This window comes from Flavobacterium sp. CF108 (assembly GCF_900129795.1).
In the GTDB taxonomy this organism is placed as follows: Bacteria; Bacteroidota; Bacteroidia; order Flavobacteriales; family Flavobacteriaceae; genus Flavobacterium.
This window is the reverse complement of sequence record NZ_FQWW01000012.1, coordinates 1-16,264: the sequence shown is the minus strand read 5'-3', so window position 1 is coordinate 16,264 and position 16,264 is coordinate 1. Positions and strand designations below refer to the sequence as shown.

Here is a 16,264-nt window from a genome sequence, read left to right as displayed (position 1 = left end):
GCAATGCTGGGTGGAAATTAAAATTTAATATGGGAAATCTTTTCTCCTAAAAGGTTCATTTTCTGCTGAAGTTTTGCTAAGAATTTTTGGTGTTGTTCTGATTCGGGATTGAAACTGCGATGGCGTAAGCTTTTTTGGATTTCGTCTACTTCCTGCATTGTTGAAATGCTTTCTTGTGCGATATAATTTTCGCTGAAAAGTTTCCAGATATAATCGATCGCGATTTGGTTGGGATGAAGCATATCTTCGTTATAAAAACGATAATCGCGAAGTTCGTCCATCATGATTTCATACGACGGAAAATAATTGTGAATTATAAATTGTGAATTGTGAATTTTTAAAACTTGGTGTAACGCTGTAAATAAATGCGATTTACTTAATTGATTTTCTACAAAACCATCTTTTATATGACGTACTGGCGAAATCGTGAAAATGAAATTGATATTTGGATTTAAAGCCTGAATTAAACCTATAGTGTTTTGAATGCTTTTTTGAATTACTTCTATTGATAATAATTCTTTTGAAAATTGCTTTTGAGGAACTTTATGGCAATTGGCTGTAATTTCATTGTTTTCAAGATTTCTGTAAATCCAGGAAGTTCCAAATGTGATAATGATGTGTGTGGCTTCCTTTATTTTTTTATTGGTTTCTGTAACGGCTTTGTTTAGTGTTTCTAATAATTCTTGTCGGTCAGCATTACTTAAATCGGAATGAACTTCGAAACTATGCCAGCGTTCGTTGTGAAAGAAAACATCTTTTTCTGTAAACAATTCTTCTTTACAAACTCTGCTAAATAACTTTTCAATCGAAACCGGATTGAATATAATTCCAAAAGGATTCGTTTCATTTTGAAACTTGAAATAATCAAATTTCTCCGCCATATTTTCTGCAAAACAAGAACCTACAGAAAGTATCTTCGAATTATAATCGATTGGATTGTTACTTTTTGAAATTGGAATTTGGGTTCTGAACTGCATGGCTTATTATTTAGACACGAATTTCACTAATTTTCACCAATAAAAAAACCAAACACAGAAGTATTTGGTTTTTATAAATTTTTCAAGTTTTAAAAACTAGTAAGTATATTTAATTTCATACTCAATTGATGTCCCGCTATTATCATATAATGTTGTTTTTGTTGGATATCCATTTTCATTATACATATAACTTTTTAAATAAACAGCTGGATTAGGAAATTCTGTTGATATTCTGGTAGTTTTTGTAATATTATTTTTTCCGAATCCATCTATTTCATTAAACAAAAGATCAAATCCTAAAACATTTCTTAATACATTAAATTTAGTATCATATTCATATGTCGTTGTACTTTTTGAGGTTCCAAAATTTCTAATTTCTTTGATGATATTCCCATCTTTTAATTCTAAACTGCCTTCTCCTTGTTTTATATTTGAAGCCGAATAATTAATGTAGCTAACTAAACTATTAGAGACATATGTATATACATTTTTATCTATCGATAAAGCTTCAGAATTGTTATCAGAAAATCCTTCCTTAAATACCCTTGTTTTTAATTTTCCATTTTCATAAGTATAGACAACCTCTTTGCTTTTCTCCTCATTTCCTTGCAAATCTAAATCAAACTGCTGTTGTTTTGTTATCATATTTCCCTCATAAGTGTATACAACTTTTAAATGTTCTCTAGTTAAGCTCACAATTTTATTACCATTATATACAAGAGTACCAGTACTATTTGTACCTAATTGTTCATTTGGAAAAATAAAAGAAATTGTTTTAGGTAAAATCGAAGTGTCTTCTTCTGAGGTAGAATTATCATCACTAGAACATGATGCAAAAATTAATGCTAAAGCACTAAAAAATAGTATTTTTTTCATATGTATGGTATTTTGAAGTGGCAAATATAAAATAAATTATAAATAAATATTGACAAAAGTCCATTGTACAAATTCTTCTTTTCAGCACTGTTTTCTAAAATATTTTATATTAAAAAATCTTCGAGATTCACAATTCATTCATTTCTTCAATTATATTTTTATCGCTTAAAAATATTAATTAAAAATTTACATTTTTAATAACAATAATCAAGTTCATCTAGACAAACATTTGCTTACTTTTGCATCTTCCATTTTTTTAAAATATCTATGAAATTATTATATTCTTATATAATCAAACACAAAATGCTTTTGCTTTTTGCGTTGATTATGGCCTCTATAAACATTTGTTTCAGTTTATCAGACTCTATTATTACCGGTAAATTAATGCAGGACTGCGGTGTTGGATTACACAAATACGAAGGAAATCCAGCTGGTTTTATCAAATCACTTTCTTTCTGGCTTGGGCTTTCGCTTGGTGCTGCGATGATTTCCAGAATTACCAAAAACTTTCAGGATTATTTCACTAATGTTGTGATCCAAAGAACCGGTGCCCAAATGTATACCGACGGAATTAAAAAATCCCTTGATTTACCTTACGCCGAATTTGAAGATCAGCGAAGCGGTGAAACTTTGAGTAAGCTAACCAAAGTGCGTTCTGACTCTGAAAAATTAATTACGCTTTCGATTTCTTTGATTTTTCAAACCGTTATCGGATTCATTTTTGTAATTCTGTATGTTGCCCGAATTGATTTTCGAATCTCACTTATCTTTTTAGTTACAGCGCCAATTATTGCTTTAGTAAGTTCTTATTTAGGTAAAAAAATCAAGATTGTTTCTAAGAAAATTGTCAATCAAACGAATGCTTTGGCGGGTTCTACAACAGAGAGTTTACGAAATATCGAATTAGTAAAAAGTCTTGGTTTAACGTATCAGGAAGAGAAACGTTTGAATTTAAACACTTTTAAAATTCTTCAATTAGAATTAGAAAAAATCCGTTTTATCCGAAGCTTAAGTTTTATTCAGGGAACAACAGTTCACTTTTTAAGAACCTGCGTAGTTTTCACTTTGTATTATTTCTTATTTGGAGGAAAAATTATTGTGGGTGATTTGCTGACAATGGTATTTTTTACTTTCTTCATTTTTGGTCCGCTTCAGGAACTTGGAAATTTCATTATTGCATTGAACGAAACCAAAGTATCAATGGAAAATTTTAAAACGTTATTAAGCGCTCCAAAAGAATTCCGTCCGAAAGATCCAAAACATGTTGGAGCTATTCAGTCATTATTATTTTCGAATGTAAGTTTTCAACATAAAACGGCAAAATTTAAAGCGGTTGAAAATATTAATTTTGAAATTAAACAAGGTCAAACTGTTGCGTTTGTCGGTCCGTCTGGTTCCGGAAAAACAACTTTAGTAAAACTATTAGTTGGATTATATACTCCGGCAGAAGGTCAGGTTTTATATAACGATATTGATTCGACTGAAATTGATTTACTTGATCTAAGAAAACAATTAGGTTTTGTAACGCAGGATGCGCAATTATTCTCTGGAACAATCCGTGAAAACTTATTGTTCGTTAAACCAAATGCAACCGACGAAGATTTATACGATGCTTTAAAAAGAGCCAGCTGTGATAAACTTCTTAAACGTGCCGAAGATGGTTTAAACACTACAATTGGTGAAGGCGGAATTAAAGTTTCGGGTGGAGAAAAACAACGTTTATCTATTGCCAGAGCGATTCTTAGAAATCCGAATTTATTGATTTTTGATGAAGCAACTTCTGCTTTAGATTCTATTACCGAAGAAGAAATTAATGCAACAATTAGAAATATATCTGATAAAAACAGAATCACGGTTTTAATTGCACACCGTTTATCAACTGTAATGCACGCTGATAGAATTTTTGTTTTAGAACAAGGTAAAATTATCGAGCAAGGTAAACATGATGATTTAATTGTGGAGAGAGGTTTGTATTATGCTATGTGGCGTCAGCAAATTGGGGAAAGAAAATAGTTAAGAAACTAAGATACCAAGGACTAAGATTTTAAGTTTTTAATAAATACATTAAACGTTTATTTGTCATTTATCCTTCGGCAAAAGGGCATAAAATGAGAAAATACTACAAATAAAAAACCCGACAGATTTTTAAATCTGTCGGGTTTATGTTTTATTTGATAAAATCAATTATAACATTTTGTACTTATTAATAAATGTATTCTGTGATTTTAAATCTTTCTGATACTTTTACAGGATATCCTTCTTCATTATAGACGTATTCTATGTTAGAAGAATTTGAATTTAAATAATTTCCATTCCATAAAACAGATGACATAGTTGTTTTAACTGCATTATTTACAAATACATCCTTCATTAATAAATCAAACCCTAAAATATTTTTAAAAGGCGTATTATTTGTATCATATTCATATAAATATTCTGTCGTGTCTGTATCAGAATAATTGATATACGAACCCCAACTAATCACCGAAACTCGTTTTGTCAAATTTCCATTGACAAAAGTAAGCTGATCAATATTACGCTCTAACTCGATATCTCCTAATTTCTCTGCTTCAAAAAATTCTAAATCTTTATAATATTTTTTCATTACAGCATTGCCATCAGCATTATATGTGTAAACGCTTCTCTCTTTATAGCTTCCATTTGGATATTTAGCAGTAAAATTTTTTGCATAAGTTGTAGAAACCAATTTGTTGTTTTCATAAGCATATGAATATTCTTCTTTCTTTACATCACTGCCACTTTGAGTATTATACTTGACTTCTTTTACAATAAAATCATCTTCATAAGTATAATCTGTTCTCTCATTTATACCAGTAATGCTCTTAATTCTATTTCCACTGTAAGTAAAATCAAATGAGTTAACTAACGAAGACCCTGTACTACTGTATTTTACAGTTTTTGGCAAAATGATTTCTGATCTACTTGTGCTCACTACAGTATCGTTAGAACAAGAAGTTAGCATTGGTAAAGCAATGGCTAAAAAATAAAATAAATTCTTTTTCATAATATTTTGGTTTTAAATTAACCCGCAAAATAATCTACTTTTCATTTTACTTATTACCCCTAAAAGCTATCAAAATAACATTTTAAGCCATCTCATGTAAATGCAAAAACCCGACAGGTTTTAAAAACCTGTCGGGTTTACTATAGGAATAAAAAACTTAGTCCCTTAGAATCTTAGCACCTCAGAACCTTATTTAACAAACTCAACCGCCTTAGCCAAAGCCTCAGCAATTCCAGCAGTATTTTTACCTTTTCCAGATGCGAAGAAAGGCTGTCCTCCTCCATTTCCGTCAATATATTTACCTAATTCTTTGATAACTGCATTTGCATTTAAGCTTTTGCTTGCAACCAATTCTTTAGCGATATAACAGTGAATATTTGGCAAACCATCTTCTACAGAAGCTAAAAACACAAACGAATCTGGTTTTGAACTTCCTAATGCAGAAGCCAAATCTTTTGTCGAAGCCATGCTTAAATCTACTTGTTTAGCAAGGAAATTTACTCCGTTTACCTCTTGGAAATCTTTTTCTAGTTCTGATTTTAACGAACCTACTTTCTCTTTCAGTAATTGCTCTACTTGTTTTTTCAACTTAGCATTATCATCCTGAAGTGAAGCAACAGATTTTAAAATATCCTGTGGATTTTTAAGCGTTTCTTTTATCTCTGCTAATGTATTTTCCTGATTCAGATAGAAGTTTTTCACCGCATCACCAGTAATTGCTTCGATACGACGAATTCCAGCTGCAACAGCACCTTCAGAAATAATTTTGAAATGCCAGATCTCTGCTGTGTTTTTTACGTGAATACCACCACATAATTCTTTACTATCACCAAATTCAATCATACGAACATTATCGCCGTATTTCTCACCAAATAAAGCCATTGCGCCTTTATCCAATGCTTCCTGAATTGGAATATTTCTATGTTCAACCAACTGTAATTGCGCTTCAATTTGAGCGTTTACAGAAGCTTCAACTTGTTTAATTTCTTCATCAGAAACTTTGCTGAAATGTGAGAAGTCAAAACGCAGGTAATTTGGATTTACTAACGATCCTTTTTGCTCCACATGCGTTCCTAAAATACTTCTTAAAGCTAAATGCATTAAATGCGTAGCAGAGTGATTTTTAGAAGTTGAAGTTCTTAAATCAGTATTTACTTTTGCCGCAAAACCTGCTTCTACGTTTTCCGGAAGTTGTTTTGCGAAATGTAAAATCAAGTTATTTTCTTTTTTGGTATCGATAATTTCAATCGTTTCGTTTGCCGAAACCAATGTTCCTTTATCACCAACTTGTCCCCCGCCTTCTGGATAAAATGGCGTATTATCTAAAACGATTTGGTACAAAATACCATCTTTTTTAGAATCAACTTTTCTAATACGAGTGATCTTTACTTCGTTTTCTGTTTTATCATAACCCACAAATGTTTCTACATTTCCAGGAATCAAAACATTCCAGTCTTCTGTTGAAACTTCAGAAGCTGCACGAGAACGTGTTTTTTGTTTTTGCAATTCAACTTCAAATTCTGCTTCATTATAAGAGAAACCTTTTTCTTTTAAAATTAAAGCTGTCAAATCTTTTGGAAAACCAAACGTATCATACAATTCAAAAACCTTAGCACCAGAAACTTCTTTTCCTGTAGTTTCTGTTACCACATTTTCTAACAATTGTAAACCTTGATCTAAAGTTCTTAAGAAAGAAGCTTCTTCTTCACGAATTACATTGGTAACTAATTGCTGCTGCGATTTAATTTCAGGGAAAAATTCTCCCATTTGGTTTGCCAGAACTTCTACCAATTTATTGATAAAAGGTTCTTTTGTATTTAAGAATGTGAATCCGTAACGAATTGCACGACGTAAAATTCTACGAATAACATATCCAGCTCCCGTGTTAGATGGTAATTGTCCGTCAGCAATTGCAAAAGCGACCGCACGAACGTGATCTACAATAACACGAATTGCAATATTGGTTTTATTTTGTTCTTCGCTGATGTTTTTTACTTCATCAGATGTATATTTTAAACCTGTAATTTGTTCTACTTTTTCAATAAGCGGTGTAAAAACATCTGTATCGTAATTTGATGTTTTTCCTTGTAAAGCCATACACAAACGCTCAAATCCCATTCCGGTATCAACGTGTTGTGCAGGAAGTTTTTCAAGAGACCCGTCAGCTTTACGGTTGAATTCCATGAATACATTATTCCAGATTTCAACTACTTGCGGGTGATCGTTGTTTACCAAACTTTTTCCTGTAACCAAAGCTTTTTCAGCTTCCGGACGTAAATCAACGTGAATTTCAGAACAAGGTCCGCAAGGTCCCTGATCTCCCATTTCCCAGAAATTGTCTTTTTTATTTCCCAGAATAATTCGGTCTTCATCAATTAAAGTTTTCCAGATATCCCAAGCTTCCTGATCAAAAGGAACATTATCTTCTTTGCTTCCTTCAAAAACAGAAACATAAAGATTTTCTTTTGGAATTTTATAAACTTCTGTCAAAAGCTGCCAAGCCCAGTTGATCGCTTCTTTTTTGAAGTAATCTCCAAAAGACCAGTTTCCTAACATCTCAAACATAGTATGATGATACGTATCAAAACCTACATCTTCAAGGTCATTATGTTTTCCTGAAACACGAAGACATTTTTGCGTATCGGCTATTCTTGGACTTTTTGGAGTTCCGTTCCCTAAGAAAAATTCTTTAAACTGGGCCATTCCCGAGTTATTGAACATTAAGGTTGGATCGTCTTTAAGAACGATTGGAGCCGATGGAACAATAAGGTGTCCATTGCTTTTAAAAAAGTCTAAAAATTGCTTACGTACGTCTTGTGATTTCATATTTAAATTAGAAAATGTATCTGTTTACAAATGTGTCAATTTGATAATGTGATAATTAGAAATAATCTTAAATTAATAATACGTTAATTTTAAAATCGAAAATTAAAACTTATGCTTTTCAACAATAAATTCCCTATTTTGCGCATTATATAATTATGTAATTCCCCAAATTATCAAATTATTTTGTTCTTGTAAAAAAGTCGTCAACAACTGAAACATTTAGCACTTTTGTTCGACTAATTGATTTTACAAGCTGCAAAAATAGCGTATTTTAAAATATGGCGAAAGTAAAATATTATTACGACTCAGAAAATCTGGCTTATACAAAAATAAAAACCAGAAAAAGAATCAAAATCGGTTATGCTTTACTGTTTTTAGTGGCTTCGGCATTGTTTGGATTTTTAGTTTTTGTACTTTTAATTAACACTCCGTATTTTGAAACGCCGAAAGATCGTTTACAGGCACGTGAAATTGAAAATTTAAAGCTGCAATATTCAATTCTGAATAAAAAACTGGACGAAATCGACGCTGCCGCAGAGGCTTTAGAGGAACGTGACAATAATATTTACAGAGTATATTTTAATAAAGCTGAAATTCCGGATTCTATTAGAAAAGCAGGCTTTAGAAACCCTGAAAGATATAAGATTTTAGAAGGTTACAACAATTCGCAGCTGGTTTTGAATACGACAAAAAGAATAGATAAACTTTCAAAAGAATTGGCCATTCAGTCGAAATCATTAGATGAAATATTGAAATTAGCCGGCGCAAAAGAGAATTTGTTATTAGCGATTCCGGCAATTCAGCCCGTACGAAATGAAAATTTAAAACGTATTGCATCTGGATTTGGATACAGGATCGATCCTTTCACGAAAGTGCGAAAAATGCACAACGGAATGGATTTTACTGCCAACACCGGAGCGCCTGTTTATGCCACTGGAGATGGTGTTGTGGCAAGGGCTGACAACACGGCTTCGGGCTTTGGGAACCATATAGTGATCAGGCATGGTTTTGGATATGAGAGTTTGTACGCGCATTTAAGCAAATATAACTGCAGACCCGGACAACATGTCAAACGCGGTGACGTAATTGGTTATGTAGGAAGTACAGGAAGATCTGAAGGGCCGCATTGTCATTATGAAGTACACAAAGATGGAAAAGTGGTGAACCCTCTAAACTTCTATTACGGCAATATTTCGGCAGCAGAATACGTGGCAATTTCGAAAATGGCAAACCAGGAAAATCAGTCATTAGATTAATACTACAAAAAGTATTATTTTTGAAATAAATTAGAAACAAAAAAACATGCATATTGAGCTTTCAAAAGATAAAAGATATTACAGCATTGGCGAAGTTGCCAAAGCTTTTAATGTCAATGCATCCTTGATACGATTTTGGGACAGCGAATTTGATATTCTGAAACCAAAAAAGAACGCCAAAGGCAACAGAATGTTTACTCCAGAGGATGTAACCAATCTGCAATTGATTTATCATTTAGTTAAAGAAAGAGGTTTTACGCTTGAAGGAGCCAAAACACATTTAAAAGAAGGTCAGAAGAAAACATTAGATAAATTCGAAATAATACGTAAATTAGAGACCATAAAAACGCAATTGAACGACATCAAAAACGAATTGTAATTAAAAATAGAAATAAACTTAAATCAAAACAAATATGAAAAAGTGGTTAATCCCTGTAGGAATTATTATCGCATTTATTGCTATTATCGCATTTTGGTCGATTGGAATTAAAAATACTGCTTTACAACACAGTCAGGCTGTAAATAAAGAATGGGGTAACGTACAAACAGCTTACCAAAGAAGAAATGACCTTATCGGGAATTTAGTAAACACGGTTAAAGGTGCTGCCGATTTTGAAAAATCAACTTTAACAGCAGTAATCGAAGCTCGTGCAAAAGCAACTTCTGTAACTATTGATCCAAGTAATGTAACTCCAGAGCAATTGGCACAATTCAATCAGGCTCAAAGTGGTGTAACTTCATCTTTATCAAAATTATTGGTTTCTGTGGAGCAATATCCAACATTGAAAGCAAACGAGAATTTCTTGAAATTGCAAGATGAATTAGCAAGTACAGAAAATCAGATTTTAACAGCTAGAACTCGTTTTAATGAATCTGTACAAACTTATAATGGGTATGTTTTAAAGATCCCAAACAACTGGTTCCTGAGCGAATACAAAGAAAAACCATACTTCGAAGCTTCTACCGGAGCAGACAAACCAGTTGAAGTAAAATTCTAAGAATTTAATATTTTTAGAAAATAATCTAAAATCATAAATCTAAACTCTAAAATTATCGACATGTCAAAAGTAGAAGATTTTTTAACCAAAGCAGAAGAGCAGGAAATTGTTGAAGCTATTCGCATGGCCGAAAATAATACTTCTGGCGAAATTAGGGTCCATATAGAAAAAACAACTTCTAAAGCTCATTATGACCGAGCTTTAGAAGTTTTTCATGAATTACGAATGCATGAAACTAAACTGAAAAATGGTGTCTTACTCTATTTTGCAGTCGATGATAAAAACTTCGTGATTTGCGGCGACAAAGGAATCGATGATTTGGTTCCTGATGATTTTTGGGATTGTACCAAAGACATTATGACCAATCATTTTAAATCTGGTAACTTTAAACAGGGAATTGTTGATGGTATTTTGAATGCCGGCGAACAGCTAAAAAAGCATTTCCCTTCATTAGCAGACGATACAAACGAATTATCTAACGAAATCTCAAAAGGATAAATAATGAAAAATTCCAATAATAAAATTTTAAATTCCAATAGAATTTTTCAGTTTACTCTTTTGTTTATCACGCTTTTTATCAGCAATAGCATTTTTGCTCAATTCGATATTCCAAAAAAACCGGATTTTCAAACTTCTGTTTATGACTACGCTAATGTTTTAAGTGCTTCTGAAAAAACACAGTTAGAAGAAAAATTAGTTCGTTATTCTGATTCAACTTCCACTCAAATTGTAGTAATTACTATCGAAAGCTTAAAAGGCGAAGATATTGGAATTCTTACTCCAAAATGGGCTCAGGAATGGGGAATTGGACAGGCAAAAGAAGATAACGGGGTTTTGATTTTATTGGCTAAAGCCGAAAGAAGAATCTGGATTTCGCCTGGTTATGGATTAGAAGATCGTTTAACGGCAGGAATTGGAGGAGAAATTACCCGAAACATTATTATCCCGGAATTTAAAGCAGGAAGTTATTATCGCGGACTTGATAAAGGTGCCGATGCGCTTTTTGATGTTTTTAAAGGCAAATACAAAGGCGAACGCAAGCAGTCTAAAGGAAAAGACTTTCCTATACTTCCATTTATCGTTATTGTTGTAATTGTTTTAATTTTACTTTCCCGCGGCAAAAGAGGAGGTGGAAATTCTGGCAGCAGTGGCGGTGGTCCAAGCTTAATGGATGTAATCCTTTTAAGCAGTCTTGGCAGAAGCAGCGGTGGTGGATTTGGAGGTTTTGGCGGAGGATCATCTGGCGGTGGCGGCTTCGGCGGTGGATTTGGCGGAGGCGGATTCTCTGGAGGAGGTTCTGGCGGAAGCTGGTAGAAACTTTTGTTTCAAGTTTTCCTTGTTTCAGGTTTCAAGTTAGGATTCATGTTTAAAAAATCTTATTTTTACAATTTACAATTCAATATAGATGTTATCACATAAAGCAAAATACGCCCTTAAGGCCTTACTTTATTTAGCAGAACAAGACGAAAATCACATTTCTAGAACTATAGAAATAGCTGATGGCGCTAACATTCCTAAAAAGTTTTTAGAACAGATTCTTTTAGATCTAAAACGAGGACGTTTTGTGAGCAGTAAGCAGGGAAAATTTGGCGGATATTACCTGATAAAATCAAAAAATGACATCACTTTGGCAGAAATTCACCGATTATTTGACGGTGCAATTGCACTTTTGCCATGTGCTTCTTTAAATTTTTACGAGCCTTGCTCTGATTGTAAAACCGAGTCTGAATGCAGTCTGCGTCACGGTTTAATGCTTATTAGAGATAAAACTTTAAAGGCTATGGAAGGGATCACAATCGCTTCATTAGTAAATAAATAAAAAAATATTTTCTAATTCCTAGTAAATCTATAGAATTAATATTTATATTTGCACAAAATAATTAACTAACCATTTACAAAATTTTTAACATGAAAGTACATTTTAGTCCATCGGGTGTATCAAAATTTTTGCAAAATAAACAAACAAAGCTTTCTGCTCCTGTAAAGAGAAATTCATCTATGATGTGTATATGTTGTTGATTTAAAAAAATTTTATTTTAAATTCTACTAATTATATATACTTACTATAAAACATGAAAAATTCTACAAAAAATATATTTACAATTTTATTCTTTTTAACCTTCACTATATCATTTGCACAAAACATTGAAGGTGTTGTTACAACAAGCGAAAACATCCCTTTAGAAGCCGTAAACGTGGTAATTAAAGGAACCACAAATAGTACCGTTACAGATAACAGCGGTAAATTTATAATCGATTCAAAAGGACGATTACCATTAACACTTTTAATTCAGTATGTAGGTTATACAACTTCTGAAATTGAAATTACTTCAATCCCTGTAAATCCTATTCAGGTGCTACTTAAAGAAGAAAACGAACTTATTGAAGTTGTCGTTTCTTCAAGAAGAAGAATTGAAAAAGTTCAGGATGTGCCAATTGCAATTTCTGTTATTACAGGAAAACAAGCAGAACAAACCGGAGCTTTTAACGTAAATCGTATTAAAGAATTAGTTCCTTCAGTTCAGCTTTATTCTTCAAACCCAAGAAATACAGGAATCAATATTAGAAGTTTAGGTTCTCCATTTGGTTTAACAAATGACGGTATCGATCCGGGAGTTGGATTTTATGTTGACGGTGTTTACTACGCTCGTCCGGCTGCAACAACTCTTGACTTTATCGACGTAGAACAAATTGAGGTTTTACGTGGGCCACAAGGTTCTTTATTCGGAAAAAATACAACTTCTGGAGCATTCAATATTACAACTCGTAAACCAAGTTTTACATCAGGTGCTGACTTTGAAGTGAGCTACGGAAATTATTCTTTCCTGCAGGCTAAGGCTTCTGTTACTGGTGCTTTAGGCAGCAAAGTTGCAGGTAGATTATCTTTCTCTGGTACATCACGTGATGGTTTAGTGGATAATGTTGCAACTGGAAGATCTACCAATACATTAAACAATCAAGGTATTAGAGGTCAATTACTTTGGACTCCAACTGTAAATACGAATGTTATATTTGCTGCAGATATTACAACGCAGCGTCCTGATGGATATGCACAAGTTGTTGCTGGTGTTGCTCCTACTCAAAGAGCTGCTTACCGTCAATTTGATGCTATTATTAAAGATTTAAATTATCAGCTTCCAAGCCAAAATGCTTTTGATCGTAGAATCGATCAGGATACACCTTGGCGTTCTAATCAGGATATGGGAGGTTTATCTTTAAATGTTGATACAAAAATTGGAGGCGGAACCCTTACTTCAACAACTGCATGGCGCTTTTGGAACTGGGATCCATCAAATGATAGAGATTTTACAGGATTGCAAGTATTGGCTAAATCTCAAAACCCAACAAGACAAACTCAAATTACACAAGAGGTTCGTTACGCAGGACAGTTAACATCAAAAATTAGTGGTGTTGCCGGAGTATTCTTTATCGATCAAACATCTCAAACTGATGGTACTGAAGAATCTGGAAATGCACAATGGAGATTTGCGCAAAGTTCAACAAGTACTTTATGGAAAACTCCGGGTCTTTTTGAAGGATACGGAATTAAAACTGATGCCAATATCAGAGCATCTAGTGCTGCGGTATTTGGACAAATTGACTGGGCAATTACAGATTGGTTACACGTTTTACCAGGTTTAAGATATAACTTTGATAAAAAAGACGCGCACTACGCTCGTACAACTTATGGAGGTTTACAAACAACAGATCCAGCATTACTTGCTTTGAAAAAACAAGTTTATTCTGATCAGGCATTTGATTCTGCCATTGATAACACAGACTTTTCTGGAAACATTACAGTTACTTTTAAAGCTTCGGATAAAATCAATGCTTACGGAACTTTTGCAAAAAGCTACAAACCAGTTGGTGTAAACGTGGCCGGGCTTCCAACAAACTCAGCCGGACAGCCATTACTTGAACTTGCTGTTATCAAACCCGAAAAAGTATATCATTATGAAGTTGGAGTAAAAACTTCTCCTTTCAAAAATTCAATCTTCAATATTGCTGCCTTTAAAACAGATATTAAAGATTTTCAAACTAACGTTCAGGCTGCTGAATTGGGTGTAAACCGTGGTTATCTTGCTAATGCAGATAAAGTACGTGTACAAGGTGTTGAATTAGATGCAAGTTTTGTGGTAAGTTCTCATTTAACAATAAATGGTGCTGCAACTTATACAGATGCTATTTATGAAAAATTCACTAATGCACCGCTTCCGTTAGAAGAAACTGGAGCTCCGGTATCTTTTAAAGATGTTTCCGGAACTAATCTTCCTGGAGCTTCAAGATGGGCAGGATCTTTAGGCGGTGAACTTTCTGATAGTGCCAGGTTCTTTGGAAACGCAGGAAAAGTTTTCCTTGCTCTTGATTCTTATGCTCGTTCTGAATTTTCTTCAAGCCCTTCGGCTTCAAAATATTTAGTTGTTCCGGGTTATGCGATTTTTAATGCTCGTTTAGGTTTCCGTGCATCACAAGGTTTATCTGTTCACTTTTGGGGACGTAACCTTTTAAATAAAGATTATTATGAGCAGTTATTGCCTGCAGGAGGTAACGCAGGACAATATGCTGGTGTATTAGGTGATCAAAGAACTTACGGAATCACATTGAAATACAACTTATAAGAATTAATTAAAGATTTAAAATTAAAACTAAAAACTGAATTAACGGGATGCGTTTAAAAACGTATCTCGTTTTTTTTACATAATATTTTTCAAAAGCATAAATTACCTTAAACTGTTATTTTAAAAACTTATAAAGGCTTTCATTTTGGTCTCAAACAATGAATTTAGTATTTCGTAGCAATGATTTTTCTTCTAGCTAAAAGATAATCAGCAATATAAAGAAAACACTAAATGCAGAATTACTATAATTTTACAGTTTCAGCGAGTCAAATATCATACAATCCTTATTGGTATGTAAAATCAAATATCATTTTAAAATGTATATCAGGAATTTTAGTTTTGGCTTCTGGGTTTGTTTTATCACATTTGAGTGATTTCAAAATCGGATTTATTATCTCTATTCTCATAAGTACTGTTTTAATTTTTAATGGCATTTATAAATTCATGATTAAAAATAAAACGACATTTATTTTTGATAAAGCAGATAATGCTTTGTACAAAATTACGTTGTGGGGTAATAAAAAAATAACTTCATTGAACAATGTTATAGATATTGTTTCAAAATCCAGAGTAATGAGTTATCATTATGTTCTTACTTGTAAGGGCAATGAAAAAATTAAAAAGATCAAATTAACAGCCAGTATTAAAAACGAAAATAAATCCAATCCGGAAGTACGTTTTTTAGAAATGGAAATCATACCGCAGCTTGAATCGTTTTTAAACTTAGATAATAAAACTGCTATCGTTTTTGATGCTAAATATTGTTCTTCTATTTAATACTTAACCAAAACAATCACAAAATCAATAAAAAGTACAATAAAAAATAATTCTTGTTTGTATATATTCGCATCCTCGATTAGGCAAATGAAGATTTATAAATTAATTATTGTTTTAGGTTTTACAAGTTCTATTTTATCAGCACAGAATCTAAAAAAAACAGATCAGCAAACGCTGACCTGGATTCGCTATTATAATATTTTTCCTTTAACCGAAAAATGGGCTTTACATTCTGAATTTGATAACCGTAGTTTTGTGAATCCAATTCATCAAAATTTATTTGTTATACGATTACAAGGTCGATACCGAGCCACAAAAACTATTGATTTGGGTGGTGGTTTTGCTTACTTCAACGTAAATACGCAGGATCCAATTGCTGATCCCGATTTTTCGATTCCTGAATATCGCACACAGCAGGATATTACTTTTATCAACGATATTGCAAAAATTACTTTTCATAATCGATTTCAGCTTGAAGAACGTTTTATGCAGAAAGCAACAAGAACAGAACTGCTTAATGATTTCTCTTTTGCATTCCGATTTCGTTATAGGTTACAGTCGACTTTTGATCTTTGGAAAAAGGAAAAACAAAGCTTAAAAGGAACAATTTCTGATGAAATTTTATTGAATTACGGAAAAGATAATAAACGAAATACATTTGATCAAAATCGTCTTTACGCCGCACTTCGCTATCATATTAATTCTAATATCGGCTTAGAATTAGGTTATCTAAAAAGCTTTCAAAGGCGTGCCAGCGGTGTAGATTTTTATGACCGTGATATTATCAGGTTTACTTTTTATCATAAGATTGATAGATTTTAGATTTTAGATTTTAGATTTTAGATTTTAGATTTTAGATTTTAGATTTTAGATTTTAGATTTTAGATTTTAGATTTTAGATTTTAGATTT

14 protein-coding genes are annotated in these 16,264 nt (G+C 32.7%); 10 read left to right on the top strand and 4 right to left on the bottom strand.

Annotation, left to right across the window (positions count from 1 at the left end; genetic code table 11):
* Window positions 1-17: 17 nt before the first annotated feature.
* Both BUE10_RS22925 and BUE10_RS22920 read right to left on the bottom strand, forming a co-directional pair.
* Entirely contained in the window at window positions 18-977 is a 960-nt protein-coding gene (locus BUE10_RS22925) for a GSCFA domain-containing protein (protein WP_073489387.1), read from the bottom strand.
* A 96-nt stretch (window positions 978-1,073) separates the two neighbouring features.
* Entirely contained in the window at window positions 1,074-1,853 is a 780-nt protein-coding gene (locus BUE10_RS22920; protein WP_073489386.1) for a hypothetical protein, read from the bottom strand.
* A 267-nt stretch (window positions 1,854-2,120) separates the two neighbouring features.
* On the opposite strand from BUE10_RS22920, the gene BUE10_RS22915 reads away from it, so the two are divergent.
* Window positions 2,121-3,866: an ABC transporter ATP-binding protein gene (locus BUE10_RS22915; protein ID WP_073489385.1), complete on the top strand. Its 1,746-nt coding sequence runs from the start codon at window positions 2,121-2,123 to the stop codon at window positions 3,864-3,866.
* 190 nt (window positions 3,867-4,056) lie between these two features.
* Here the strand turns inward: BUE10_RS22915 and BUE10_RS22910 are convergent, their stop codons facing one another.
* Both BUE10_RS22910 and alaS read right to left on the bottom strand, forming a co-directional pair.
* On the bottom strand, window positions 4,057-4,878 hold the full coding sequence (locus tag BUE10_RS22910; protein WP_073489384.1) for a hypothetical protein: 822 nt from the start codon (window positions 4,876-4,878) through the stop codon (window positions 4,057-4,059).
* A 189-nt stretch (window positions 4,879-5,067) separates the two neighbouring features.
* Window positions 5,068-7,704: an alanine--tRNA ligase gene (gene alaS / locus BUE10_RS22905; RefSeq protein ID WP_073489383.1), complete on the bottom strand. Its 2,637-nt coding sequence runs from the start codon at window positions 7,702-7,704 to the stop codon at window positions 5,068-5,070.
* Window positions 7,705-7,982: 278 nt separating this feature from the next.
* Between alaS and BUE10_RS22900 the strand changes: the two genes are divergently transcribed.
* From BUE10_RS22900 to BUE10_RS22860, 9 genes are all read left to right on the top strand, one after another.
* Window positions 7,983-8,960 (top strand): peptidoglycan DD-metalloendopeptidase family protein, encoded by a 978-nt coding sequence (locus tag BUE10_RS22900; protein WP_073489381.1) that lies wholly within the window; start codon window positions 7,983-7,985, stop codon window positions 8,958-8,960.
* A gap of 46 nt (window positions 8,961-9,006) precedes the next feature.
* Window positions 9,007-9,339 (top strand): MerR family transcriptional regulator, encoded by a 333-nt coding sequence (locus BUE10_RS22895; RefSeq protein ID WP_053470537.1) that lies wholly within the window; start codon window positions 9,007-9,009, stop codon window positions 9,337-9,339.
* A gap of 34 nt (window positions 9,340-9,373) precedes the next feature.
* The gene (locus BUE10_RS22890) at window positions 9,374-9,958 is read left to right on the top strand and encodes a LemA family protein (RefSeq protein ID WP_073489379.1); all 585 of its coding nucleotides are present in this window, start codon (window positions 9,374-9,376) and stop codon (window positions 9,956-9,958) included.
* A gap of 60 nt (window positions 9,959-10,018) precedes the next feature.
* Window positions 10,019-10,456, top strand: a complete 438-nt coding sequence (locus BUE10_RS22885) for a TPM domain-containing protein (protein ID WP_073489377.1) — start codon at window positions 10,019-10,021, stop codon at window positions 10,454-10,456.
* A 3-nt stretch (window positions 10,457-10,459) separates the two neighbouring features.
* Window positions 10,460-11,272 (top strand): TPM domain-containing protein, encoded by an 813-nt coding sequence (locus tag BUE10_RS22880; RefSeq protein WP_073489375.1) that lies wholly within the window; start codon window positions 10,460-10,462, stop codon window positions 11,270-11,272.
* A gap of 91 nt (window positions 11,273-11,363) precedes the next feature.
* Window positions 11,364-11,777, top strand: coding sequence for an RrF2 family transcriptional regulator (locus BUE10_RS22875; protein WP_053470541.1), 414 nt, complete (start codon window positions 11,364-11,366; stop codon window positions 11,775-11,777).
* 253 nt (window positions 11,778-12,030) lie between these two features.
* Entirely contained in the window at window positions 12,031-14,577 is a 2,547-nt protein-coding gene (locus tag BUE10_RS22870) for a TonB-dependent receptor (protein WP_073489373.1), read from the top strand.
* Window positions 14,578-14,808: 231 nt separating this feature from the next.
* Window positions 14,809-15,354, top strand: coding sequence for a hypothetical protein (locus tag BUE10_RS22865; protein WP_073489371.1), 546 nt, complete (start codon window positions 14,809-14,811; stop codon window positions 15,352-15,354).
* An 87-nt stretch (window positions 15,355-15,441) separates the two neighbouring features.
* Window positions 15,442-16,176, top strand: coding sequence for a DUF2490 domain-containing protein (locus tag BUE10_RS22860; RefSeq protein WP_073489369.1), 735 nt, complete (start codon window positions 15,442-15,444; stop codon window positions 16,174-16,176).
* The last annotated feature ends 88 nt before the right edge of the window (window positions 16,177-16,264 follow it).